23 protein-coding genes and 1 riboswitch are annotated in these 22,011 nt (G+C 47.3%); of the genes, 18 read left to right on the top strand and 5 right to left on the bottom strand.

Translation table 11 applies throughout. The features are described from left to right. The first annotated feature begins 28 nt into the window (after positions 1-28). From BBR47_RS25655 to BBR47_RS25635, 5 genes are all read left to right on the top strand, one after another. A complete protein-coding gene (locus tag BBR47_RS25655; RefSeq protein ID WP_015893356.1) occupies positions 29-601 on the top strand; it encodes a histidine phosphatase family protein in 573 nt (190 codons plus the stop codon). A gap of 28 nt (positions 602-629) precedes the next feature. Next, positions 630-1,196 (top strand): SMI1/KNR4 family protein, encoded by a 567-nt coding sequence (locus tag BBR47_RS25650; RefSeq protein WP_015893355.1) that lies wholly within the window; start codon positions 630-632, stop codon positions 1,194-1,196. Between the two features lie 143 nt (positions 1,197-1,339). Then, the gene (locus tag BBR47_RS25645; protein ID WP_015893354.1) at positions 1,340-2,080 is read left to right on the top strand and encodes a GNAT family N-acetyltransferase; all 741 of its coding nucleotides are present in this window, start codon (positions 1,340-1,342) and stop codon (positions 2,078-2,080) included. Between the two features lie 120 nt (positions 2,081-2,200). Beyond that, a complete protein-coding gene (locus BBR47_RS25640) occupies positions 2,201-2,758 on the top strand; it encodes a sigma-70 family RNA polymerase sigma factor (protein WP_050763845.1) in 558 nt (185 codons plus the stop codon). Next, on the top strand, positions 2,755-4,134 hold the full coding sequence (locus tag BBR47_RS25635; RefSeq protein WP_041749655.1) for a hypothetical protein: 1,380 nt from the start codon (positions 2,755-2,757) through the stop codon (positions 4,132-4,134). The genes BBR47_RS25640 and BBR47_RS25635 overlap by 4 nt, the downstream gene beginning before the upstream one ends. Before the next feature lie 83 nt (positions 4,135-4,217). On the opposite strand, the gene BBR47_RS25630 is transcribed toward BBR47_RS25635, so the two are convergent. The 4 genes from BBR47_RS25630 to BBR47_RS25615 all read right to left on the bottom strand — a co-directional run bounded on the left by BBR47_RS25630 (position 4,218) and on the right by BBR47_RS25615 (position 7,683). Next, positions 4,218-5,624: a nucleoside recognition domain-containing protein gene (locus BBR47_RS25630; RefSeq protein WP_015893352.1), complete on the bottom strand. Its 1,407-nt coding sequence runs from the start codon at positions 5,622-5,624 to the stop codon at positions 4,218-4,220. Beyond that, the gene (locus BBR47_RS25625; RefSeq protein ID WP_015893351.1) at positions 5,602-6,333 is read right to left on the bottom strand and encodes a FeoB small GTPase domain-containing protein; all 732 of its coding nucleotides are present in this window, start codon (positions 6,331-6,333) and stop codon (positions 5,602-5,604) included. Before BBR47_RS25625 ends, BBR47_RS25630 begins: the two co-directional genes overlap by 23 nt. Then, positions 6,330-6,584 (bottom strand): FeoA family protein, encoded by a 255-nt coding sequence (locus tag BBR47_RS25620; protein ID WP_015893350.1) that lies wholly within the window; start codon positions 6,582-6,584, stop codon positions 6,330-6,332. Before BBR47_RS25620 ends, BBR47_RS25625 begins: the two co-directional genes overlap by 4 nt. Positions 6,585-6,807: 223 nt before the next feature. Continuing rightward, a complete protein-coding gene (locus tag BBR47_RS25615) occupies positions 6,808-7,683 on the bottom strand; it encodes a dimethylarginine dimethylaminohydrolase family protein (protein ID WP_015893349.1) in 876 nt (291 codons plus the stop codon). A 190-nt stretch (positions 7,684-7,873) separates the two neighbouring features. Here BBR47_RS25615 and BBR47_RS25610 point away from each other — a divergent pair, with 190 nt between their 5' ends. The 5 genes from BBR47_RS25610 to BBR47_RS25590 all read left to right on the top strand — a co-directional run bounded on the left by BBR47_RS25610 (position 7,874) and on the right by BBR47_RS25590 (position 13,305). Then, positions 7,874-8,617, top strand: a complete 744-nt coding sequence (locus BBR47_RS25610) for an IclR family transcriptional regulator (RefSeq protein ID WP_015893348.1) — start codon at positions 7,874-7,876, stop codon at positions 8,615-8,617. A gap of 100 nt (positions 8,618-8,717) precedes the next feature. Next, on the top strand, positions 8,718-10,229 hold the full coding sequence (locus BBR47_RS25605) for a hypothetical protein (RefSeq protein ID WP_015893347.1): 1,512 nt from the start codon (positions 8,718-8,720) through the stop codon (positions 10,227-10,229). A gap of 21 nt (positions 10,230-10,250) precedes the next feature. Then, on the top strand, positions 10,251-10,796 hold the full coding sequence (locus BBR47_RS25600; protein WP_015893346.1) for an RNA polymerase sigma factor: 546 nt from the start codon (positions 10,251-10,253) through the stop codon (positions 10,794-10,796). Next, positions 10,780-12,495, top strand: coding sequence for a hypothetical protein (locus BBR47_RS25595; RefSeq protein ID WP_041749654.1), 1,716 nt, complete (start codon positions 10,780-10,782; stop codon positions 12,493-12,495). Before BBR47_RS25600 ends, BBR47_RS25595 begins: the two co-directional genes overlap by 17 nt. A 90-nt stretch (positions 12,496-12,585) precedes the next feature. After that, complete coding sequence (locus BBR47_RS25590) at positions 12,586-13,305, top strand: DUF421 domain-containing protein (protein WP_015893345.1); 720 nt, start codon at positions 12,586-12,588, stop codon at positions 13,303-13,305. A 46-nt stretch (positions 13,306-13,351) separates the two neighbouring features. Here the strand turns inward: BBR47_RS25590 and BBR47_RS25585 are convergent, their stop codons facing one another. Next, on the bottom strand, positions 13,352-14,605 hold the full coding sequence (locus BBR47_RS25585; protein WP_041749653.1) for an ATP-binding protein: 1,254 nt from the start codon (positions 14,603-14,605) through the stop codon (positions 13,352-13,354). Between the two features lie 202 nt (positions 14,606-14,807). Beyond that, positions 14,808-14,927, top strand: a riboswitch (SAM riboswitch). A 383-nt stretch (positions 14,928-15,310) separates the two neighbouring features. Between BBR47_RS25585 and BBR47_RS25580 the strand changes: the two genes are divergently transcribed. The 8 genes from BBR47_RS25580 to BBR47_RS25545 all read left to right on the top strand — a co-directional run bounded on the left by BBR47_RS25580 (position 15,311) and on the right by BBR47_RS25545 (position 21,819). Continuing rightward, positions 15,311-16,333: a sugar ABC transporter substrate-binding protein gene (locus BBR47_RS25580; RefSeq protein WP_015893343.1), complete on the top strand. Its 1,023-nt coding sequence runs from the start codon at positions 15,311-15,313 to the stop codon at positions 16,331-16,333. A gap of 93 nt (positions 16,334-16,426) precedes the next feature. Continuing rightward, a complete protein-coding gene (locus BBR47_RS25575; protein WP_015893342.1) occupies positions 16,427-17,917 on the top strand; it encodes a sugar ABC transporter ATP-binding protein in 1,491 nt (496 codons plus the stop codon). Position 17,918: 1 nt separating this feature from the next. Beyond that, on the top strand, positions 17,919-18,917 hold the full coding sequence (locus BBR47_RS25570) for an ABC transporter permease (protein ID WP_015893341.1): 999 nt from the start codon (positions 17,919-17,921) through the stop codon (positions 18,915-18,917). A gap of 263 nt (positions 18,918-19,180) precedes the next feature. Beyond that, entirely contained in the window at positions 19,181-19,438 is a 258-nt protein-coding gene (locus BBR47_RS25565) for a hypothetical protein (RefSeq protein WP_015893340.1), read from the top strand. Then, on the top strand, positions 19,438-19,773 hold the full coding sequence (locus BBR47_RS25560; RefSeq protein WP_015893339.1) for a DUF2085 domain-containing protein: 336 nt from the start codon (positions 19,438-19,440) through the stop codon (positions 19,771-19,773). Before BBR47_RS25565 ends, BBR47_RS25560 begins: the two co-directional genes overlap by 1 nt. A 116-nt stretch (positions 19,774-19,889) precedes the next feature. Further along, a complete protein-coding gene (gene map / locus BBR47_RS25555) occupies positions 19,890-20,633 on the top strand; it encodes a type I methionyl aminopeptidase (RefSeq protein ID WP_015893338.1) in 744 nt (247 codons plus the stop codon). A 123-nt stretch (positions 20,634-20,756) separates the two neighbouring features. After that, positions 20,757-21,314, top strand: a complete 558-nt coding sequence (locus BBR47_RS25550; RefSeq protein ID WP_015893337.1) for a DNA-3-methyladenine glycosylase I — start codon at positions 20,757-20,759, stop codon at positions 21,312-21,314. 28 nt (positions 21,315-21,342) lie between these two features. Beyond that, positions 21,343-21,819 carry a DinB family protein gene (locus BBR47_RS25545; protein WP_015893336.1) on the top strand — a complete coding sequence of 159 codons (477 nt, stop codon included), beginning with the start codon at positions 21,343-21,345 and terminating at the stop codon, positions 21,817-21,819. Positions 21,820-22,011 lie beyond the last annotated feature (192 nt).

The following is a 22,011-nucleotide window of genomic DNA, read 5'->3' as shown; positions in this document are numbered from 1 at the left end:
AGGCGGAAAATAACCACGGAGGTTAGGCATGAAAACCTATATTTACATGGTCAGGCACGGAGAATCACCAAAAACCGAAGGGGACGAAAGAACACGAGGACTGACTGAAAAAGGTAGGTCAGATGCCCGTATCATTACTCAATTGTTAAAAGAAGAGGGGATAGATGTGTTCATTTCAAGTCCGTATAAAAGGGCAGTGGCAACCATAGAAGAACTAGCCCAGTCCGTAGGGAAAGAGATCGTTGTTTTTGAAGAGCTGAGAGAACTCGTTTTTATCGGAGACAATCAAATCATGGCCGATAACGAATTGTATCCATTAGTAAAGAAGATGTTTACTGAGCCAGACTTTTCTTTGCCTGGGGGAGAGTCGATCACCGTTTGTCGGAATCGTGTGGTAGGAACGTTCCGAAACATTTTAGAGCAATACAGAGGGCAGAAAGTTGCAATCGGTACGCATGGTGCCGTTATGACATTGATGATGGGGTACTTTGACAGTCAGTACGACTTGGATTTTTTATTGACGACGTCCAAGCCTGATATATACAAAATGGAATTTCAGGATGAGGTACTCGTGGAAACGAAGCGATTGTGGAAGAACTGACTTCCTATAAAAAACGGAGGCTTGCTAGATGGATAGAAAAGAGTATATCAAGAATGTTTTTGAAGCTTACTATGCCCGATATAACCAAGTGACAGAAGAAGGTTTTTGCAGATGGATGCGACCAGACGTCCCTGATGACATGAAGGTAGCTGATATCGATGAAGAATGGTCCAGATGGAAGCTGATTCCTTCAATCGTAAGTCAGGAGGATGTAGCTGCGCTCGAAGAAGAATTTGGGCTGAATTTTCCGGAGTGGTATAAAGCCTTCATTTCTACTTACCATCATTATTTCGACGTCATTCCTGAGCAAGGGATCGATGAGCCATTCCATCGTATTAAGGATATGTACAATCCATTGCTTTGCAAGTTAGGCTACCTTCCTTTTTCATGGGATACAGAGTACGGAAAAATACGATGTATCGATTTGCAAGAAAGCCTGGATGAAGAGAAATGTGGAATCTATGAAATTGACCATGAAATTTTGTTTGAAATGGATGAAGAAAATACAGAACGCAACGAATTGAAAGAATCACTGATCTTTTTGTATCCGAATTTCAAAACTTATTTTGACCACACTTTTTTAGGACGTGCATGAAGCGAAATCAAACCCTCTTTCACAAAAAATAGGAAAGAGGGAGGGAGTGATTGTGTGACACACGCAAGAGGAAAATGTCGAAGAAACTCGAATAGGGATTAGATGGGAAGCTAGACATCTGAGTTCGTAGGAGGATTCCAAGCATGTCATACAACATCTACACTTTCGCACAAAGATCAGATCTAGATGATCAAGCTGATGTACTAATCGAGGCAAGCTGGTCTGCCTTCATGCTCAATGATGAAGTGGCGAATGAATATTACAATCATTTGTATGACTGGTTCTCGCCTTATCAGTTCGTGCTGACGGACGAGGCTGACAAGGTGATGGCTGTAGGAAATGCGATTCCATTTTATTGGGATGGCACTGTGGAAGGGTTGCCAAAAGGCTGGGACGATGTCTTTCTGCAAGGGATTGAAGACTACCGCCAAGGAAAACAGCCAAATGCATTATCGGCACTCTCCATCTCCATCGATCCCCGCTATCGCGGACTCGGTCTGAGCAAGCATATGGTTACGGCGATGAAGAATATCGCCAAGGAAAATGGCTTGGCGTACTTGGTGGCACCCGTACGTCCATCGCTCAAGCACAAGTACCCGCTCACGCCCATGGACAAGTATGTTCATTGGAAAACGACCGATGACGCTCCGTTTGATCCGTGGGTGCGCACGCATTGGAGACTGGGAGCGACGATTATGCAGGTAGCGCCGGAATCCATGCTGATCAGAGGGAATCTGACGGATTGGGAAAGCTGGACAGGGATGAAATTTCCCGAGTCCGGATCGTACATCATTCCAGACGCATTAGTTCCCGTGCAGGTTGACGTGGAAAAGGACGAAGTGGTATACATCGAGCCGAATATTTGGATGCAGCATTTTTTGTAGAGCGATAGCGAAGTAGCCGTTGTGGAAATCACAACGGTTTCTTTTTGCATTTTCTGTCACCTTTTTGCTGTGAGATGGATCATACCTAATAGCAAGCAATCAACGGATGAGGTGAACGGGTTGAACGAAGCAGAAACAATGCCAGTGAGTCTGGAGGTTACACGGGAAGCCAGACTGAAATGGCTGATGCAGCAATACGGGGAGAAAATTTTTCATCTGGTAAGCCTCACGGTAAAAAATCATGCCTTGGCGGACGATATTACCCAAAACGTGTTTATCAAAGCATATCGACATCTCGATCAGTTCCGCGGGGACGGAGAGATCAAGCATTGGCTCTACAAGATCGCGATGAATGAGAGCAAAAAGCATTTTCGGTCGTGGTCGTTCCGCAACATTTTTCCGACGATGGATGATCATTTGGGCGACCTGATGGATCGGCAGGCAAACAATCAGGTAGAGGAAGAGATTTTAAACCGGGTGAAGCGGGAAGAGATCGTCACCTACATTCAATCCCTCGCACCGAAGTACAGGCAGGTTATCCTCCTGCATTATTACGAAGACCTGTCGATTGCGGAAGTAGCGGATATTCTCTCCGTTTCGCAAGAGGTCGTCCGTACGCGTTTGCATCGAGCTAGAAAGCAATTGAAGGAGACCATGTCGAAGGAGGTACAAGGATGAGCGACGATCGCATGTGGAGGGAATGGAGTCAATTAGCAAAGCAATCCGTTCGTGAAAAATATCCGTTTCATTTGGAAAAATTCGAGCAAGAGGTACTCACAAAAATTCAGCGTGAGAAGCGTCGCCGTCGCTGGCAGGTAACCTCTTGGGCAGCCGGAGTGGCAGTTGTTGCTACCTTTTTCTTCCAGATTGTTCAGCCCTTCGATGGAAGCTTGTGGGGACTGACTGGTGCAGAGCGAGGCCAAGAAGTATTTGAATGGGTCACGCCCGATGAAGGTTTCATGCATGCTTTGAAGAACGGGTATCCGATTCTGCCTGAGGTAAAATTGGAGAAGGACGGTTTTGTTTATCAGATCAGGGATGCCATGGTGGATCACAGACGGATTACGTTTACGCTGTTAATCTCCGGTGAAAAAATGGAGGAGATTGCGCGAATTCCGGATGAATCGAAAAGAAGCGATATGCTTTATGGGAGTCTTCGTGTAGATTTGGGGAAGCTGTCAGAAAGAAGTCATGGATCAAGGGATTTTCAAATGATCGATGGTGTGCATTATCTCATAATCAAGTCGGATTATCGAATGGACGAAAAAGAAATGCAGGCGCTGATGGGTCAGACCAAGCCTGTCCTGCCAGTGCAAATCGTTGATATGCGAAAATCAGGAGATGATGTAGTGGTCGCTGAGCTGTTGCTGCCCCTGCCAAAGTCTGTCACTGCCGCCGAAAAAATAATCCAACCGGATTCAGATGTAGATGCGGTGCTTAAAACAGATGGTCTGGTGACGAGCTTGCAAATGAACCGAATGATAGCTTCGCCTACTGTGACAGAGATAGAGCTTGAGGCTAAGTTCGAGGATGGGTTTGTTCTACATCGATTAGAAAATATGATATTGGTGGATGGAAGCGGGAAAGAGTATCTAGCGATAGACGACAAGGTGAATAAAAACGTGGAGCATGTACAGGGGACAGATACCTATAGGGCGCAATTTATTCCGTCGCTGTTCTATGGGGCACTCCCGGAAAAACTGAAGCTGCGATTTGATGAAGTGACGATGAAGCGATCCCTAAAGGATAACTTCGTGATTGATATGAATGCCAAATATCCGCAAACGATTCCGTTTGGAAAAAAGAAACAGCTGAACATTGAAAAGGTAAATTACGACAAAGGCAAGCTGTCCATTGTCGTTCCAAACAAGGGACCAGAAGCAATTAACTTACGTGTAGAGGGTCAGGCTTACAAGGATATGATTGTGGCAGAAAATTTGGAAACCGTTTCCATTGTTTTTAGGGTACCGAAACAGGATACGTATACGGTAGAGATGGGCGGGCTAGAGTTTGAGAGAGTCAGATTGGATGGCGTGATACCTATTACAAAATAAATAGGACTCCACTGGAAGATTAACGAAAAAGCCTTTGCACGAACCAAGAGGTCTGGTATTGTGCAAAGGCTTTTTACTGTTTTTTACACCCAACCGAGTGCTCTTGCCACCTGGGCAGTCAAGAACGTTACTCCGACCGCAATGGCTAGCGGAATGAGTGCGGAAAGCACCGTCCATTTTACACTTTTCGTTTCCTTGTAAATATTGAACAAGGTTGTGCCGCAAGGGTAATGAAGCAGAGAGAACAGCATCATATTGAGTGCTGTCAACCAAGTCCACCCGTGCTGCAAGAAGACATCCTTGATGTTGTCGAGGCCTTCCACATCAACCATGGCACCGGAGGACATGTACCCCATCAGAAGGATCGGCAGTACGATTTCATTGGCGGGCAAGCCGAGAATAAAAGCCATGAGAATGTAGCCATCGAGACCAATGAGTTGCGCAAACGGATCAAAAAAGGCAGCCATATGGGCGAGGATGCTGTCCCCACCGACATAGATATTACCCAATACCCAAGTGATGATACCGGCAGGGGCGGCCACAATGACGGCCCTTTTCAGCACGCTCCACGATTTATCCTTGCTTGAGATCAGGATCGTTTTCCAAATCTGCGGACGGCGATAAGGGGGCAGCTCCAACGTATAGTGTGTCGGTACCCCGCGCAAGGCTGTTTTGGATAATGTCCAGGAAACCATAAGAGTGATAGCGATTCCAAAAATAACCATACCCATTACAATGAGAGCAGTAGTCAGAGATTGCCATCCACTTGTCGCGCTGGTCGCCATAAATAGCGAAGACAATAAAATCAATGTGGGCCAGCGACCATTGCACGGAACGAAATTGTTGGTCAGAATCGCGAGCATTCGCTCCCGAGGAGATTCGATGATTCGGGTTGATAGGATGGCAGCTGCATTACAGCCGAACCCCATCGACATGGTCAATGCCTGTTTGCCGTGTCCGCCAGCATTTTTAAACAGACGATCCATGTTGAACGCGACACGCGGCAGATATCCGAAGTTCTCGAGCAGGGCAAAGACTGGGAAAAAGATAGCCATCGGAGGCAGCATGACGCTGACAACCCATGAGGTACCGCGAAAGAATCCGAGAACCAGAATCCCGTGCAGCCATTCAGGTGCATGTGCAGCTTGAAAGCCAGCAGTTAAATAGCCCTCGACAACGCCGAACATGTCGGCAAGCATTCCGGATGGAACGTTGGCACCTGCGATTGTGATCCAGAATACTGCACCTAATATCGCCAGCATGATGGGGTAGCCCCATATTTTGGACGTCACAATTTTATCGAGCTTGTATACGCGAGACAGCTTTTCTTTGTTTTCGTAGGTCACAGCTTCCTTACAAATGCTGCGACTGGTGCGGTAAATGTCACTTACAATCGTGTCCCGAATCTCACTTCCTGCGACTGAGGCGCGGGCCACGGAAAGAAGCGCATCCAGTGGATCGGACGGATTAGTGGCAAACGGTTTGGCCATGGGTCAAGCGCTCCTCTCCGAAAGACTCTGCTGGCTTTTGCATTCGCTCCCGCAAGGTATTCAACAAACTTTCATCGCCATCGAGCAACCGCAGAGCGATCCATCTTGTCGGAAAACGACTACCCAAGGTTTTCTCAATGAGCAACTCCAACTGTGCCAGCTTGGATTCAATCTGATCACTGTAGGTTATCTGTACAGGAGTGGGCACGGTGGTTCCGTTCGCTACCTTCTCCACCTGATCGAGCAAATTCTCGATCCCGATATGATTTCTGGCGGAAATGGCGATACAGGGAACCCCTAATCTTTGCGAGATTTTTTCCAGATCAATACGAATGCCAAGCTTTTTCGCCTCATCGATCAAATTGACGCATACGACGACGCGAGGGGTCATTTCCAACACCTGCAAGGCCAAATTGAGATTTCGTTCCAATGAAGTTGCATCCAGTACCACGATGGTGACATCGGGTTGCTCAAAAATAATGTAATCTCTCGCCACTTCTTCATCCGCCGAGTTGGAATACAAGGAATACGTACCTGGCAAATCGATGATCCGAAAAGTCGTATCTCCCCGAGAGAATTCTCCCTCAGCCATTACGACTGTCTTCCCTGCCCAGTTTCCAGTATGTTGGCGAAGTCCCGTCAATGTGTTGAATAATGTACTCTTCCCGGTATTCGGATTTCCTGCCAACGCAATTGTGTATGAACTCATGTTTCGTCACTTCCTACGTACTCCCCGAATATGAGGGAGCTTTCTTCTTTGCGCAGGGCGATGATCGTGTTATTTACCCGAAAGGCAGTGGGATCGCCCAACGGACTTTTTTGCATGACTTCCACGATGTTACCGGGGACGAAGCCGAGATCCAGCAATCGTCTGCGCAGTATACCCTGAACGTCAATACGATCCAGACAGATGTGGCTACCAATCAAGGCATCAGACAAAGGAATACTGATGGATGGCATGAGGTTCACTCTCCTTTTTCATTAAGGACAAACTGTTGGCTTAGGGCAAAAATGAAGGTAAAAAAAAGTACACGTAGTCGATATCTTATGATTTTAGTTTAAGGTAAGATTCTTTCCTAGGCAACAAAGTTTTTGCTTAAGGAAACTTTTTGGTCATAGAAAAGCTGCACCGCCAATCGTTAAAGGTATCTAACAATGGAGGTGCAGTTCAGTTTGGTAACGGCTAGATTCGTTCCACCGGGCTTGTCAGGCAAGTAGGCCCACCTGTTCCCTTATAAGAAATCTCTTCGCCCTCATACTCGTACACAGTCGCACCTGCGTCGAGAAGGCGTTGCTTCGTAATCGGGTTGCCTGCCACAACCATGCACACACGCGGCGCAAGGGCGAGAACATTGCTGCCGAGATTATCGTACTCAGGATCAGGTACCTCGATTAGCTGAATGCCTCTGTCGATGAGCAGTTGACGGAAAAATACTGGCATCAGCTTGGAGTAGACGACTGCCAAATCATGATCGACCATGCTGATAATCGACATCAGATGCAAACATTCCGCCGGACCGCGATCATACGGAAGCTGTACCACGATGATTTCATCCGTGAAATCCTTGACCATTTCCGTAATTTGAGCGATAGCCGCTTCGTTCGTACGAAAGCCATGGCCAATCGCGAGTGTTTTATCATCCAGCCAGACGAGATCGCCGCCATCTGACAAGGCATCGCCTGTGAGCTGTCCCAGGATCGGAATATTGTTTTCTTCTAAAAAGGCTTTGTATACTTCTGCTTCTCCCTGTCGGAGCTCTTTACCAGATTTGAGGATGATTGCCCCTTTGGAAGTAAATTTCACCGGGTCGTGGGCGTAAATGGAATCCAGTCCGGTTTTATCGGATTGTGGCAAGTGCAGGACGTTTTCCACATGCTCGCGCAAAATCGATTCGAATTTGGCGTATTCATGCAGAGCGCGGTCCCAGTCTGGGCGGTCTGTATAGTTGAAGGTTTTCCACGATTGATCGAGATGTTCTTGACTGATAAATGCTTGATGGGGATGCTTGATGATGACGGTTTTCATCTTCTTGACCATGGATTGGCTGCCTTGGAACATAGTTGCCTCCCTTTTTCCACATTGCAGAATATTATTCATATTTCGAAATCTTCATCATTAGTTTACACATTCTGATTTCTGACTGTCAATCTGCGATTCCTTTCAGGAGTTTTTTTGCGATTCACAAAATTAGAGCAAATGGTTTACCATAGTTTCATAGGAGAAGATTGATAGAAAAGGGGGGATGACTGTGATTCAATCGTTTGATCGAGCGATGGCGATTGCAACGGCACTTTCGTCGGATGAACATAGAAAATGGTGGACGATCAATGATCTAGCGAAGGAATGCCAGCTCCCGGTCAGCACCATTTATCGGCTGTTGTACACGTTGATGAAGCATGGACTGGTAGAGCAGGATGCTGCGGCCAAGCAATATACGTTGGGGATTAAATGGATGGAGTTCGGCTTGCGGGTGCTCGATCGGATCGATTATCGGAAGGTGATCAAGCCGATGATCGAGGAGCTTGCCAGAGAAGTGAACGAAAGTGTTTATTTTAGTCAGCCTAGCGGACTCGAATCCATTGTCGTCGAACGCGTAGACAGTCAGCACAATATCCGCATCTACGACCAGTTAGGCTTGCGGATTCCGATGCATATCGGTGCGGCCAATAAAGTCGTGCTGGCACACATGCCTGTGGAAGAAGCCAGACAAACGGTTGTCCAGCTCTTGGGTGAAGAGCAGGCGCCAGCTTTTATGGAGAAGCTCCAGGAGATCAGAGGTGTTGGTCATGCGGTCAGCTTTGCGGAGCGGACGGAAAACACGGCCTCTGTCGCAGCACCGGTGATTGATTACAACCAAAAGGTAATCGGGGCGTTGAGCATTGGAATTGTCACGTATGATTTGAAGGAGGAACGACTCCAGTATTTGATTGAACGGGTAAAGGATGTCGCTCTCAAAACCTCGCAACGGCTAGGCGGCCTGTCAAAGGCTTGACTGGCCTTTTTTTATTTTGATTTCCTTGTAACATTTCCCTTCTACTTTCGACTATTGGGCTAAGAACATAAAAAAAGTGAAAGCCAGGAGGAAATTCAAAATGAAACCATATGCAACCAAAAAGCTGATGATCACAGTAGGAGCTGCTGCTTTGCTCTTCTCAAGCCCATTGTGGATTACGCAACCACAAGTAACTGTACAAGCCGCGGCAGTTAAATCAACACAACCCCAATTGAGCAAAGTAGCCCAAAAAACCGTAGACAGGCTGATCAAACACTACCCGGAATTAAAAAATGCGGAAAAAACCATTTCGCGTAACAATCAGGAGCGAGATGCCTTCCAGATCCAATTCCGCATCTTCAGCAACAAGGAGCGGACGGAAGTATCTCTGTATGCGGATGCCAAAATCGATGCAAACAACGGTATGTTGCTATTCTTCTCTGCACACGACATTCCCAAAAAGAAACCGACTGCACGTCCTACGGAAGCGATGGGAAAAGAAAAAGCGCCAAGTATTCTGAAGAATTTCATCGGTGACGCTATCAAGCAATACCGAATAGACGAGGTAACAGTTGATGGTGAGGGTGCAGAGACCGTGGCAAATGTGCGTTTCGTTCGGGTTGTGAATCAAATTCCGGTAAAAGACGATTCTTACGTAGTAGCGATCAATGGAGTAGGCGAGCTAGACTATATAAACGCAGGAAACACAACAGGATTGCAGATGGACGCAAGTAAATTCGCCGCTCCGTCAGGGGTTAAGAATCCAGACGAAATTGGCAAACCATTAGAAGACATGCTCCACCTCAGCTATGAGCAAAAAGCAAGAGACATAGGTGCTGGCTTCCACCCAGTCTACAGCCTGAATTTTTCTGGATATCTGGATGCACGATCAGGAGCCGAGGTAGAGTCCGGATGGACCACGAAAAATAAGTACGGGAAACCAATTACGGTAACGCCTGGAAACCAGCGGGTCTTCGCCAAGACCAATGAGGAGATAGCTACCGCACTCTCCACTTTTATTCCATTGCCCGAAGGAATCGTGTTTCAAATGACCAAAGGTGCGCCAGTTCTCGCAGGGGAAAAGGAGTATGATGCCGTGGTTGGCAACAAAAAGTTCTCGGTAAGGACAACGAATGATCAGATTACGTACTTCCATGTAATTGAAAACCCACCAAAGCAGAAAGTGATCACAGAGGCAGCTGCCGAGGAAAAAGCAGTGGCGTTTCTGCAACCATTTGTAGACGCAGAGGTAACGGAGCTGGTACCACAAATGATTAACAGAGAAGCAGGCAAGCAAATGTTTCTATTTTCCCCTATACACCAAGGGATTATGGTTGAGGGACAGGGCTATTCAGTAAAAGTTGACATGCATACGGGAGACATTGTATCCGCTAGTTTACCAGTAGCTACTGATAAATTATCCTATGCTGATGCCTCAAATGTCGTAGGGCCCGAGCAAGCCGTACAAGCATTGTTAAAAGCTAATCCGCTTACAATGAGCTACGTATTTCCTTCCCTTAACGGGCGATACCAGTCAACACCTGTCCTTGTTTATGAGCCAAAAGAAAGAAACGGAAAGGTTGACGCAGTTACCGGTCAATTTATCAGGTAGGGAGCAGGGAGAGGAAATCCAGTGCAGGACACAATCGATTACGAAGCGCGGATTAAAGCGATCTATCGTGAGCACTACCGTGATGTCTATCAATATCTCTACTACTTCACGGGGAAGCGCGAGCATGCGGAGGATTTGACGCAGGAAGTGTTTATCCGAGTCTTGAACGCTTTGGGTAGATATGAAGAGCGTTCCAGTGTGAAGACATGGATTTTGCATATTGCCAAGCATGTCGCCATCGATGATTACCGGAAGAGGCGGGTGCAAACGCTTTTTGGCATGGAATTGTTAAAAGGGCTGCCTTCTCTTCTGGGAAGGCCGGAAGCGGAGCTGGTTTCTAAGGAAGAACAGCTGGAAATTGAGCAGGCGATGCAAAAAATGAAGCCGCATCAGCGGAATGTACTGATTTTGCGCGGCATCAAGGCCTACAGCATTCGGGAAACGGCAGAAATCCTCGGGACAAGCGAAGCCAAGATCCGTGTAGATTTTCACCGAGCAACAAAAGAACTCAAAAAAGTTTTGCATGTCGACTGGATAGGAGGGTTGGCCAATGAATACTCCAAATGACGAGCAATTCTTCGCGGCTCTTCCTCAGTCAAAGGATGCGGAGCCAAGGAGCGAATTCGTCGAAGCGCTGGAAGCAAAGCTGGTGCAACGGGCGCGCACCAAAACGAATCGCTCGAAAAGAATCGTCCTCAAGCTGGCGACATGGACGGTTTCCGCCGCTACGGTGGCAGCAGCAGTATGGATGATGGGTGTAACCCCGGAGATGTTCACGCAATCTCGGGTTGAATCACAAGCGCATTTGGTTCCCCGCTCCTTCTCCTCGACAGAAATAACAGAAAGCGAGCTAAGCCAAGCGGCGATCAGAACACTGGAAAAGCTGTACGAGAAATATCCTCCTTTTCGGGAATCGGAAAAGAGGGTCTACGTAGCGAAAGCTCCTCGAGAGGTGTACGACATAGATTTTCGCACGTTTAGCAACAAAGAACGAACAGAAGTGTCGCTATATGCCAGAGCGAAGCTGGACGCCAAAAGCGGGCTCTTGCTCGGATTCGATCTGGAGAAGATTCCAGGGCAAGAGAAAGTCAAAGGAACGCTTTCCAAGGAGAGAATAGAGCAACAGGCGAAGGCATTTATGGAACCGTTCCTGGGCAAAAATCTGGAACAGTATCGGATCGAACAAGTAGATGGGCAAGAGGGAACAGATACCGTTTCGCATGAAGCCGTCCGCTTGCAACGCTATGTGAATGACGTGCAGGTAGAAGGAGATAACTATGTGATTGGCATGAGCGATGTCGGGCATATTCGCTATATCAATTCAGGGGATTCAACCGGAATGAATCTGGACGCTGGGCAGTTTCCTCCAATAGCTGAGAGGCCTTCTCCGAAGAAAACAGAGAGCGGACTTGCAGAAGTCATGCAGCTGACGTATGAGAGAGTTGGGAAGAAGGACGTGGACTACGTTCTTCGCTACAGGGAGAGCTTCTCCGGGTATCTCGACGCTCGTACTGGCAAGGAAGTGAAAACGACCTTGTGGCGTGGAGAGTCGTTTCGCGACAGCATTGCCGTCAAGCCCGGAGGCAAGAAGACAATGGTTGCATCGGCAAAAGAGGCTGCGGCTGCCATGGAGTTCTTCGGCCAGAAGGTGGAGGGCTTCACCTTTATGGGGAGTAATGTGCCTGAATATATGCTGGGAGACAACGAACGGGAATACCAGGCCAAAAAAGGAGAGCGATCCATGCGGCTGACTACTGTCAACAATCGGGCAGCAGCGTTCAAGATCTCTTATCCTGAGCTGCGAGAAGGTGATCCGACACGTACCGTCGCAGAATTGCAGGAGAGAGCGATCTTGTTTTTGGAGCCGTATTTGGATTCACGGGTGAAGACGGTGCGGATGCAGGAGCAAGTGTACGTGATGGGCAGACAGGTTGAGTTGAATTTTGTCCGAGAAATAAACGGCGTAATCGTGCCGGATCAGTATTATAAGGTCATGATCGACGGGCAGACAGGAGAAATTATCGGGGTGAATTTGACATTCCCGCATGAGCAGGAGAGCTTCGCAGATGTGGCCAAGGTGATTTCAACGGAAGAGGCGGCGCAGGTTTATCTCCAACATCATCCGCTCAGTCCTCGCTATGTCTTCCCGCTTGATAACAATTACAATAAGATTCAAGAGCAACCAGTCTTGGTCTATTCGGCAGAAATACTGAAAAGCAATGGGGATGTGGATGCCATTACGGGAGAATGGCTGCCACTCCAATAATGAGAGACACCAGGGGGAGACTCCTGGTGTTTTGTTTTGCATAATGCCTTCCCAGAATTTGCATAGTAAAGCGTGAGGGGAGGGACAAACGTGGAAGGATTCGGAGAAACCATGATCGTCATCGGGCGCGTATGTACGATTATTCCTTTATTACTGATCATCACCTTATTCATGGGCAAGCGCTCGATTGGGGAGCTACCTGTTTTTGACTTTATCATCATTATTACTTTGGGCTCAGTGGCAGGAGCTGACATTGCAGAGCCAGATGTCCGGCATATTTCAATTGCAGTAGCGATTGTGACATTGGGGATCTTGCAACGGGTCGTATCGCACTTGTCCATTGTCTTTCGCTGGTTTGGCAGAATGGTTACATTTGAACCGACCGTCATTTTCCACAACGGGGCTTTTCACTTCAAAAACTTGAAAAAAATCCGCTACTCGCTCGATAATGTCCTCCATATGCTTCGCGAAAAAGATATTTTTGACCTGGCAGAGATTGATTTGGCTATTATCGAGGCAAACGGTCGGTTGACTGTGCTCAAAAAAGTAGAACAGCAGGTCGTAACGAAACAAGATTTGGGCATCAATACTTCTTCAGCGGGAATGTCGCTGCCGGTCATTGTGGAAGGCAAGATATATCCAGATGTGCTGTCATACCGGAAACGCGATGAGCAATGGCTTTTGCACGAATTAAAGAAAAAGGGGATCGCGTCCGAACAAGTCTTTCTCGCGACGATCAATCGCCAAAATGAATTGCAGTTTTCCTTGAAAAACAAAAAAGAACCACAAGTACCCCCGTTGCATCATTAGCAATCGAATGGAAAAAGGCACAGTCCCTCTGCAAGATTGCATGAAGTCACTGTGCCTTATACGGGAGCATAATGGTGAACTTGGTTCCTACTCGTGGTTTACTTGATACATTGACGGTTCCGCCAATCGCATGAATGACATGATAGGAATACGTCAATCCAAGGCCGGTCCCAGTTGTTTTCGTAGAAAAGTAAATCGTTCCGAGACGGCTAATCTGTCCTGCATCCATGCCGACGCCGTTATCCTTGATGACCAACAGGGCTTTGTTTCGCTCGATGAGCAAGTCCAGGGAGACTTTTCCGTCCGAAATATCCGAGCACGCCTCGATAGCATTTTTGATGAAATTCACCAACACTTGCTTGAACTCGTCTGGATTGGCCTTGATCGTCACAGGTCTCTCAAAATCTTGCAGCGTAAGCTCCACGTTATGCATATTGGCAAAGGGGAGCATCACCTCGCGGATGGCATGCAAATGCTCGCTAAGATTAATGATCTCATGTCGTTCCTTGAGCGGCTTGGAAATGGCAAGGTACTCGGTCAAAATGGCTTCTGTGCGTTGTACTTCATCAAGACTTATGCGAATGTATTGATCGACTTTTACCAAATTTTCCGGACATTCCTGTATTAATTTCAAAAAGCCTTTGACTGCTGTCAGCGGATTGCGAACCTCGTGTGCAAGCGATGCAGCAACATGGCTCATCGTCTGGATTTTTTCGTTTTGCGCGTGGCGGATAAACAGCTCCTTATCCGAAACGCATTTGCTGAAAAGCGACATTAATAACCAGAGGCCGAAAAAGTTTTGAATAGGGATCGCTATGGTGTAGTAAACGAGGTGTTGAGTTACATACGTGGGAAAAAAGTAATAAGTAGTCCCTAAAGCAACCGTAGAAAAAATCGCACTCGTCATAAAAAGATACAGTGTTTTCCGATAACTGGCTTTGTAGTGTCGATACAAAAAGAGTGACAAGACAAAATTGACTGTAAGGATCAGCAAGGCAACCCATGTTCCTTCGCCACCAAGGTAGTGCCGATAAACCAAGGCTTCAATCAGAAGGAGCAGGGCAATCTCGACTCCGCCATAAACTAGTCCGAAAAATATGATGACATGTCGGATATCAAAAAACATGCCATTCGTGACACTCGGGGCGAAGGTCATCGCGAGAAACATGCAGGCTGAGCTGGTGATGGCAATAAAGGAACGGCTGTAGTTCCTCATTTTGTCACGGTAATAAATGTTGAAAAACACAAACGGGATAATGGCGAAAAACCATTGAAGAATAACTTCTTTTAATAGACTCATGTAGCATCCCCATCGCAAATATTTGCTAGGCTTGTATCAATCTACGATAATTCGACAAGACACAACAAAATCCCTCTTGATGTTACAGAAGAAACTGGAATATTTATCAAGAAAATTCTTTCGGTAAACCTAGTTGACAGATAGGTAATTGCCAGATTATATTCTGTATATACTTATACAAACGTTTTGAAAATAGAAACTACTCTTATCAAGAGAAGGCTGAGGGAATGGCCCTATGAAGCCCGGCAACCTAGCACGAGAGAATGCGTTCTTTCGAGCCAAGGTGCTAACTCCAACAGGTAGAATACCTGACAGATAAGAGGCGAGAATCTTGTCGATTTTTGTCCTCTTTCTCTGTGAAAGAGGATTTTTTGCGTAGCTGTCGTGGGGAAGAAGCGCATTTCCAGTCTACGCTTCGGCCTCCGCCCCGCTGTGAGTGAAGACTGTCCGCTTCGGAAGAAATGGCGGGAGAGCTTCAAACGCAGAAGGTTCAGGAAGGATTTCATAAGTGAAGCTGAAATTCCCCGCCATTTATTCCGAAGCTGAGATGGGCTCCAGAGGCGCTTGGACTGGAAATGCGCTTCTTCTACGAAGTTTTATTCCTTTTTGAAAGTGAAGTCAAAAGAAGCTTCAATTGATTGAGGGGAAACAAAAAAATTTCATCATTGTTATCTGTTTTAAAAAGAAAAAAGGGGGAACATCAAAATGAAAAAGAAACTCGGTCTGATCACATCACTTGTTTTGGCAGCTTCTGTTCTCGTGACGGCATGCGGCAGCGGGGCAACAACGGGAACAGGCAGTACAAACGGCGGTGCTTCGGGAGAGAAGGCAAAGAGAATCGCACTGATCATGCGCCAAAACGTAGGGACGTTCTCCGCTCAATATATCAATGGCGTGAAGAAAGAGGTGGAGAAAAACGGGGGCGAGTTGACCGTATTCAACGCAGATACTGATCTGGCAAAAATGGCGTCCAACCTCGATGCGGCTGTGAACCAAAGGTTTGATGGCATTCTGATCGATCATGGTACGGCAGAAGCGTTGCAGCAGGGCACGCAAAAGGCCGTGGATAAAAAAATTCCGGTTGTCCTGTTTGATACAGACATCAACATTCCGGGTGTGCCAGTTGTGGCGCAGGATGACAACAAGTTGGCAGAGCTGAGCTTGGAAAAGCTGGCGGCAGATACAAACGGCAAAGGCAACATCGTAAAAGTTTGGGTAGCTGGCTTTGCGCCAATGGAAAAACGCCAAGTGACGTACGAAGCTTTCCAGAAGAAATACCCGGACTTGAAAGAAATTGCGGCATTCGGTTCTGCTACCAACAATACGGCTCTCGATACACAAACGCAGATGGAAGCGATCTTGAAAAAGTATCCGAATAAAGGCGACATCACAGCAGTATGGGCGGCTTGGGATGAATTTGCCAAAGGGGCGACACGTGCCATCCAACAAGCAGGACGTACGGAAATCAAAGTATACTCCATCGATTTAAGCGATGAGGATTTGCAAATGATCCAGGCGGAAAACTCTCCGTGGGCAGCGACGGCAGCGGTAGACCCATCCAATATCGGACGCATCCATGCCCAAACCGTGTTCCAAAAGATCAAAGGCGAGCAAGTGCCAGACAACGTGAAGCTAAACCCAGTGCTGGTGAAACAAGAAGACCTGCCGAAGGATAAAAAAGTAACGATGGGCGACCTGTCCCAATACGTACAAGAGTGGGGCAAGTAAGAACCAAATTGGCTTTTCCCGTTGAGCTGTATCCGCCAACGGGATTTTTCCTTATAGAGGTGGGAACACGCAGGTTAACAGGAGGTGTGAAACATGTCCACATTGCAGATGAAAGGGATGGCGAAGCAGTTTTCTGGGGTTCCTGCCCTGCGATCCGTCGATTTTGAGGTGCGCGCAGGAGAGGTTCACGCACTGCTCGGAGCGAATGGTGCGGGAAAGAGTACCCTGATGAAAATCCTCACGGGAGCGTATCAGGCAGATGGCGGTACGATCACCATCGATGGACAGGCCGTGTCGATTCAATCTCCGCAGGACGCCAAAGCACAGGGCATTCAATGTGTATATCAGGAAGTGGACACCGCCCTGATCCCGAATTTGAGTGTCGCCGAAAACATACTGGCGGACCAGCTCGTCCAGGCGAAAACCAAGGGGCTGATCAACTGGCAGAGCTTGTACAACGAAACGGAGCAGATTTTAAAAAACTTCGGCTTTTCCATTCCAGTGAGGATGCTCGTCGAAGAATGTACGCTGTCGGAAAAGCAATTGATTTTGATTGCACGGGCGACCGTTCAAAAGGCAAAATACGTCATTTTCGATGAACCGACAGCGCCGTTGAGCACGAAGGAGAGCGAACGGCTGTTTCAAATCATTGCGCAGTTGAAAAAAGCTGGAGTCGGGATCATTTATATCTCCCATCGCCTGCCAGAAATCTTTGAAATCTGTGATCGGATCACTATCATGCGCGATGGACAGCATGTTGTGACCACAGAGACGGCGAAGACCAGTATGGACGAAGTGATCGCGAACATGCTGGGCAAAAGCTTCGACGAGGAGTTCCCGAAGCTTGCAGTGCCGATTGGCGAAACGATTTTTGAGGCGTCAGGTGTGGCTGGCGGCAAGGTACACGGTGTCGACTTGCGGGTTCGCGAGGGAGAAATCGTGGGTGTCGTCGGTCTGGTTGGGGCAGGGAAGACTGAGCTCGCCCGATTGCTCTTCGGCGCAGATGAGGCAAAGGCTGGAGCTGTTCGCTTGCATGGAACACGTATCCAACTGCGCTCGCCAAAAGACGCTGTCGATGCCGGAATCGTTCTCGTCCCGGAGGAAAGGCGCAAAGAAGGGATTTTCGTAGAGGAGTCCGTGCAGAACAACCTGTCTGTCGCCTCGTTGAAAAAGAAGTCCTGGCTCGGTTTTATCAAAAAAGGGGCGGAAGCGGCTAACGCAAGAGAGCTCGTGCAGCGTCTTGGGGTAAAAACAGCCGATATCAAGCAGCTGGTCGGTTTTCTCAGCGGCGGAAACCAGCAAAAAGTCGCCATCGGCAAATGGCTGGATACAAACGCTCACCTCTTTATGTTTGACGAGCCGACAAAAGGAGTGGATATCGGCGCGAAAAGTGATATTTACCGCCTGATCGGAAATCTTGCCGAGCAGAAAAAGGGCGTCCTGTATTTCTCCTGTGAGTTTCAGGAAGTTATCGGGATCGCAGACCGGATTCTCGTCATGTTCGAGGGCAAGATCGTGAAGGAATTGAGTCGCGAGGAAGCAACACAAGAGCTGATTATGTACTACGCAAGCGGAGGTGAGTAACGTGGCAAATAAAAAGTTTAGCTTGTTTGATTTTGTTTACAAATACGGAACGGTTGCAGTCATCGTCATTGTCATGTTGTTATTCAGTCTGACCAACCCATATTTCTTCACGTACGACAACCTGACGGACATTCTTCGCTCCATCTCGATTGTGACATTTGTCGCGATAGGCGTTACGTTCTCGCTGATTGTCGGAGGCTTTGATTTGTCTGTAGGATCGACGGTTTCATTGACCACGGTCGTTTCTGCTTCGATGATGGTTTGGTACGAACAAGGAGTCTTCACGACTTTGGTTGTTCCGATTGTACTCAGCTTGCTCGTCGGGCTGGTCAACGCTTTCCTGGTCGTAAAAATCCGCATTCCTGATTTGCTGGCTACTCTGGCGATGCTCTACATCGTCAACGGCCTTCATATGACGTATTCCCAAGGTTACTCGATCTATGCAAACATGCCGATGCAGGACGGCTCACAGGCTCCGGGAAAATTTCAGGAATGGTTCCTGTGGCTGGGCCAAGGAGAAATTCTCTCCGTTCCTGTTCCGGTTATCCTGACGTTTTTACTTGTCGCAATTACGCATGTGTACCTGACCTATACGAGACAGGGGCGGATGCTGTACATGACAGGTGGTAATTTGGAAGCAGCCCGTCTGTCGGGGATTCCTGTGAATCGCTATCGTACCTTGGCTTATGTGCTTTCTGCTCTTTTTGCGGGCTTGGGCGGGATGCTCTTGGCAGCGCGGATCGGTACCGGGCAGGTGAGTAGCGGCGGCTCCATGCTGATGGATGCAGTAGCGGCTGCTTTTGTAGGCTTCTCCGTTTTCGGGGCAGGGAAGCCAAACGTTTTTGGTACATTTGTGGGAGCGATCCTGATCGGGGTGCTGCTCAACGGCATGACGATGCTCAATCTGCCGTATTACGCGTACGATATTATTAAGGGGACGGTTTTGGCGCTTGCACTGGCTGTGACCTATTATCAACTGCGGAGAAAACGAAACGCTTAGAATAGAAACGTTCTTCTCATCTTCCCACTATTCCCTTCTCTTTTTTGAAGCTTAGTATTGGTCTTACTCAAGTGAGACAAATACGAAAGTAATTTCAAATAAAGAGAAGGGATGTGTTTTTTCGGCTTACATCCGCACGTACAGAGCGGTATAAATATGTGGACGCTATAACAAATCGGCCGGGTCGATGACTTCACGCCCGGACGTAACGCACAGTTGAAACTGCAGATACTCTTTCTCGTAGAAAGAAAGGAAGGGAGAGGGTGTATCTGTTTTTTGTTGGATTAACGCTTTGCATGATCACATGGATTGCGGGAGGCGTATTTCTGTATCAAGGGGATTATGTTACAGGAGGAGTCTTGCTCATACTTGGTCTTCTCGTTTTCATTAGCATGATCCTCTATTATTCGACAAACCGGAAAAAGCGTAAAAATGGTTTGCCAGATTGCAGCCATCTTCCCGTTGATTGTCCGGATTGTGGTACACCAGATTGCGATTGCAAGCCAGATTGTGGGAGCTGATGAAGATCAATACGCAGTGGATTCCCTGTCATCGACGAGCAGATCGTTGCTTTTCTATCGGTGGTAAGAAAATGCCCCTATGTGCCAGATGTGTATCGATCCTAGTTGGATACCTGCCGGCGCCTGTTTTTGCAGGAATGCATATCGTGACCTCTTACTATTTGATTGGACTGCTTTTATTGCCCATGCTGATTGATGGCTTTACCCAACAGTGGAAGTGGCGAACAAGCAATAACAAGCTGCGTTTTTTCACAGGATTCAGTTTTGGAATCGGACAGTCTTTGCTCATTTCGAATGTTGTTTGGTTGTTGGTAGAGAGACTGGGGGGAAGCTAGTTAAGGGCCGCGGAGGGTGCTTCTGGGGTTCTTTGTTTTTTCAACAGGTTGCGATTGGCAATGAAAAATGTTCCAATGTAGAGGAATCATTACATTCGTAGACAGGAGGGCAACATATGTCGATTCAAAATGAACATGATTTGATTTGTTTGAAGCGGATTGGTAGCATTGTGGCGGAAGCACGGGAGACGATGCTCAAAGCAGTGCGGGCGGGCGTGACAACAAAAGAACTCGACCGGATTGGCGGAGAGATCTTGGCAAAGTACGGAGCGCGATCTGCACCGAATATTACGTATGATTTTCCAGGGCATACATGCATCAGTGTCAATCACATTGTCGCGCATGGCATCCCGGATGATACAGTTCTGCAAAATGGCGATATCATCAATATTGATGTCTCGGCGGAGCTGGGTGGTTATTTTGCCGATACAGGTGCTTCAATCGTGGTAGGGGAAGGTGAGCCTGAGAAGCAATCCTTATGCGAATGCGCAGAGGAGTCGCTGTACAAGGCATTGGATGCAGCAAAGGCGGGATCAAAGCTAAGCCAAATTGGTCGCATTGTTCACCAGGAGGCAAGGAAAAAGGGCTTTACAGTCGTCAAAAACCTTACGGGCCATGGCATCGGCAAAAGCTTGCATGAAGAGCCTGCTTACATTTTGAATTACTATGACAAAAAGGAAAGACGCTTGCTCACAGAAGGTCTCGTGTTGGCAATAGAAACATTCATATCAACGGGGACGGAATATGTGGATGATGGCAGGGACGGTTGGGCGCTCATTACGCCTGATAAGAGTTATGTAGCGCAATACGAGCACACCATCGTTGTAACGAAGGGGAAGCCAATTATTTTAACTGCTTGATTGCAGAGAGACCTCGGATTGATGAGGTCTTTTTTTGTGAAGAAAAACTTGCAAAATACCCAATGATTGTATATTCTTTATATAGGAATATATGTTCGTATTTGGTGGAGGAGGTTTCTTTTCATGAATCGGTGCGGCTGGGTGAATCAGGACCCTATTTATATGGATTATCACGATCACGAGTGGGGAGTTCCTGTCTATGAGGATCGGTTGCTTTTTGAATATTTGAATTTGGAAGGCGCACAGGCCGGACTGAGCTGGTACACGATCCTGAAGAAGCGGGAAAATTATCGAAGAGCGTTTGATAACTTTGAAGCGGAGAAAATCGTTCAATACGATGAAGCCAAAATCGAACAATTGCTGACAGACGAAGGCATCGTTCGAAACAGGCTGAAGATTCGCGGCGTCGTGAAGAACGCCCACGCCTATTTGCGGGTTGTGGAGGAGTTTGGGTCTTTTAGCAGCTATCTTTGGTCGTTTGTAGGCGGGAAGCCGATTCATAATCATTTTCAGGAAATGAAGGATGTGCCTGCTTCAACCGAAATCAGCGACAAAATGAGCAAGGACTTGAAAAAGCGCGGTTTTACTTTTGTCGGTTCAACCATTTGCTACGCTTTTATGCAAGCAGTCGGCATGGTCAATGATCACGTAGCGACTTGTGATCTCTATCAAAAAAATTAGGACGAGCTTACGGGGAGGGAAGAATGGCATGAACGAAAATGATCTCTTAATCTTAAACTTTGAGGAAGTAAGACGTAGAAGCATCAAGGTGTGGAAGGCAATCCCTACAGATATGCTGAACTGGAAGCCTGACGATAAAGCGTTCACGTGCGGAGAAATGATTCGTCATGTCATGGAGGGTGAGTTTTTGTATCACCAGATTTTGATCCAACGGGGAAGCGCTGCCCTGTCTGACATCCCCAATCCGTATGAAACCAAAGAGTTTTCGACCGTAGAAGAAGATTTGGCCTTTGCGAAGCCATATCGAGAAGAGTTTCTCCGCTTCGTCAGAGGGTTGTCCAAGAGCGATTTGGAGAGTATCCGCATTGATCGATCCGATGTAGGCTATGTCCGCACACTTGGAGACATGTTGCTCCGAATCGCCTATCATGAGTCGGTACATACCGGTCAACTGCTGGATTATATGAGAACGATGGGCGTTGAACGACCGAATATTTGGGATTAAAAAAGTGCGAAAGATAAAAAAGCAGGCTAGCTCTTCTGTTGTGAATGAGAGAGGAGCTTGCTTTTTTATTTTTATCATGTCTTTTGTGTGATGGACAGATAAAGCTCGAAAAGTATGGGAATTTTGTACTTTTATCGAGTGGGAACATCCGTTGTGTAAGGATAATTTCATACTTCTACACAGGCACGATCT

The sequence above is a fragment of the Brevibacillus brevis NBRC 100599 genome (genome assembly GCF_000010165.1).
Lineage (GTDB): Bacteria > Bacillota > Bacilli > Brevibacillales > Brevibacillaceae > Brevibacillus > Brevibacillus brevis_D.
This window is presented reverse-complemented; position numbering and strand designations above follow the sequence as displayed.

Excerpts from the sequence above, each read along its gene's own strand:
- BBR47_RS25560 (WP_015893339.1), top strand. The coding sequence starts at position 19,438 with ATGAAGATCAATACGCAGTGGATTCCCTGTCATCGACGAGCAGATCGT.
- BBR47_RS25650 (WP_015893355.1), top strand. The coding sequence starts at position 630 with ATGGATAGAAAAGAGTATATCAAGAATGTTTTTGAAGCTTACTATGCC.
- BBR47_RS25615 (WP_015893349.1), bottom strand. The coding sequence starts at position 7,683 with ATGTTCCAAGGCAGCCAATCCATGGTCAAGAAGATGAAAACCGTCATC.
- BBR47_RS25595 (WP_041749654.1), top strand. The coding sequence starts at position 10,780 with ATGAATACTCCAAATGACGAGCAATTCTTCGCGGCTCTTCCTCAGTCA.
- BBR47_RS25585 (WP_041749653.1), bottom strand. The coding sequence starts at position 14,605 with ATGAGTCTATTAAAAGAAGTTATTCTTCAATGGTTTTTCGCCATTATC.
- BBR47_RS25550 (WP_015893337.1), top strand. The coding sequence starts at position 20,757 with ATGAATCGGTGCGGCTGGGTGAATCAGGACCCTATTTATATGGATTAT.
- BBR47_RS25655 (WP_015893356.1), top strand. The coding sequence starts at position 29 with ATGAAAACCTATATTTACATGGTCAGGCACGGAGAATCACCAAAAACC.
- BBR47_RS25645 (WP_015893354.1), top strand. The coding sequence starts at position 1,340 with ATGTCATACAACATCTACACTTTCGCACAAAGATCAGATCTAGATGAT.
- BBR47_RS25635 (WP_041749655.1), top strand. The coding sequence starts at position 2,755 with ATGAGCGACGATCGCATGTGGAGGGAATGGAGTCAATTAGCAAAGCAA.
- BBR47_RS25605 (WP_015893347.1), top strand. The coding sequence starts at position 8,718 with ATGAAACCATATGCAACCAAAAAGCTGATGATCACAGTAGGAGCTGCT.
- map (WP_015893338.1), top strand. The coding sequence starts at position 19,890 with ATGTCGATTCAAAATGAACATGATTTGATTTGTTTGAAGCGGATTGGT.
- BBR47_RS25620 (WP_015893350.1), bottom strand. The coding sequence starts at position 6,584 with ATGCCATCCATCAGTATTCCTTTGTCTGATGCCTTGATTGGTAGCCAC.
- BBR47_RS25575 (WP_015893342.1), top strand. The coding sequence starts at position 16,427 with ATGTCCACATTGCAGATGAAAGGGATGGCGAAGCAGTTTTCTGGGGTT.
- BBR47_RS25630 (WP_015893352.1), bottom strand. The coding sequence starts at position 5,624 with ATGGCCAAACCGTTTGCCACTAATCCGTCCGATCCACTGGATGCGCTT.
- BBR47_RS25545 (WP_015893336.1), top strand. The coding sequence starts at position 21,343 with ATGAACGAAAATGATCTCTTAATCTTAAACTTTGAGGAAGTAAGACGT.
- BBR47_RS25625 (WP_015893351.1), bottom strand. The coding sequence starts at position 6,333 with ATGAGTTCATACACAATTGCGTTGGCAGGAAATCCGAATACCGGGAAG.
- BBR47_RS25580 (WP_015893343.1), top strand. The coding sequence starts at position 15,311 with ATGAAAAAGAAACTCGGTCTGATCACATCACTTGTTTTGGCAGCTTCT.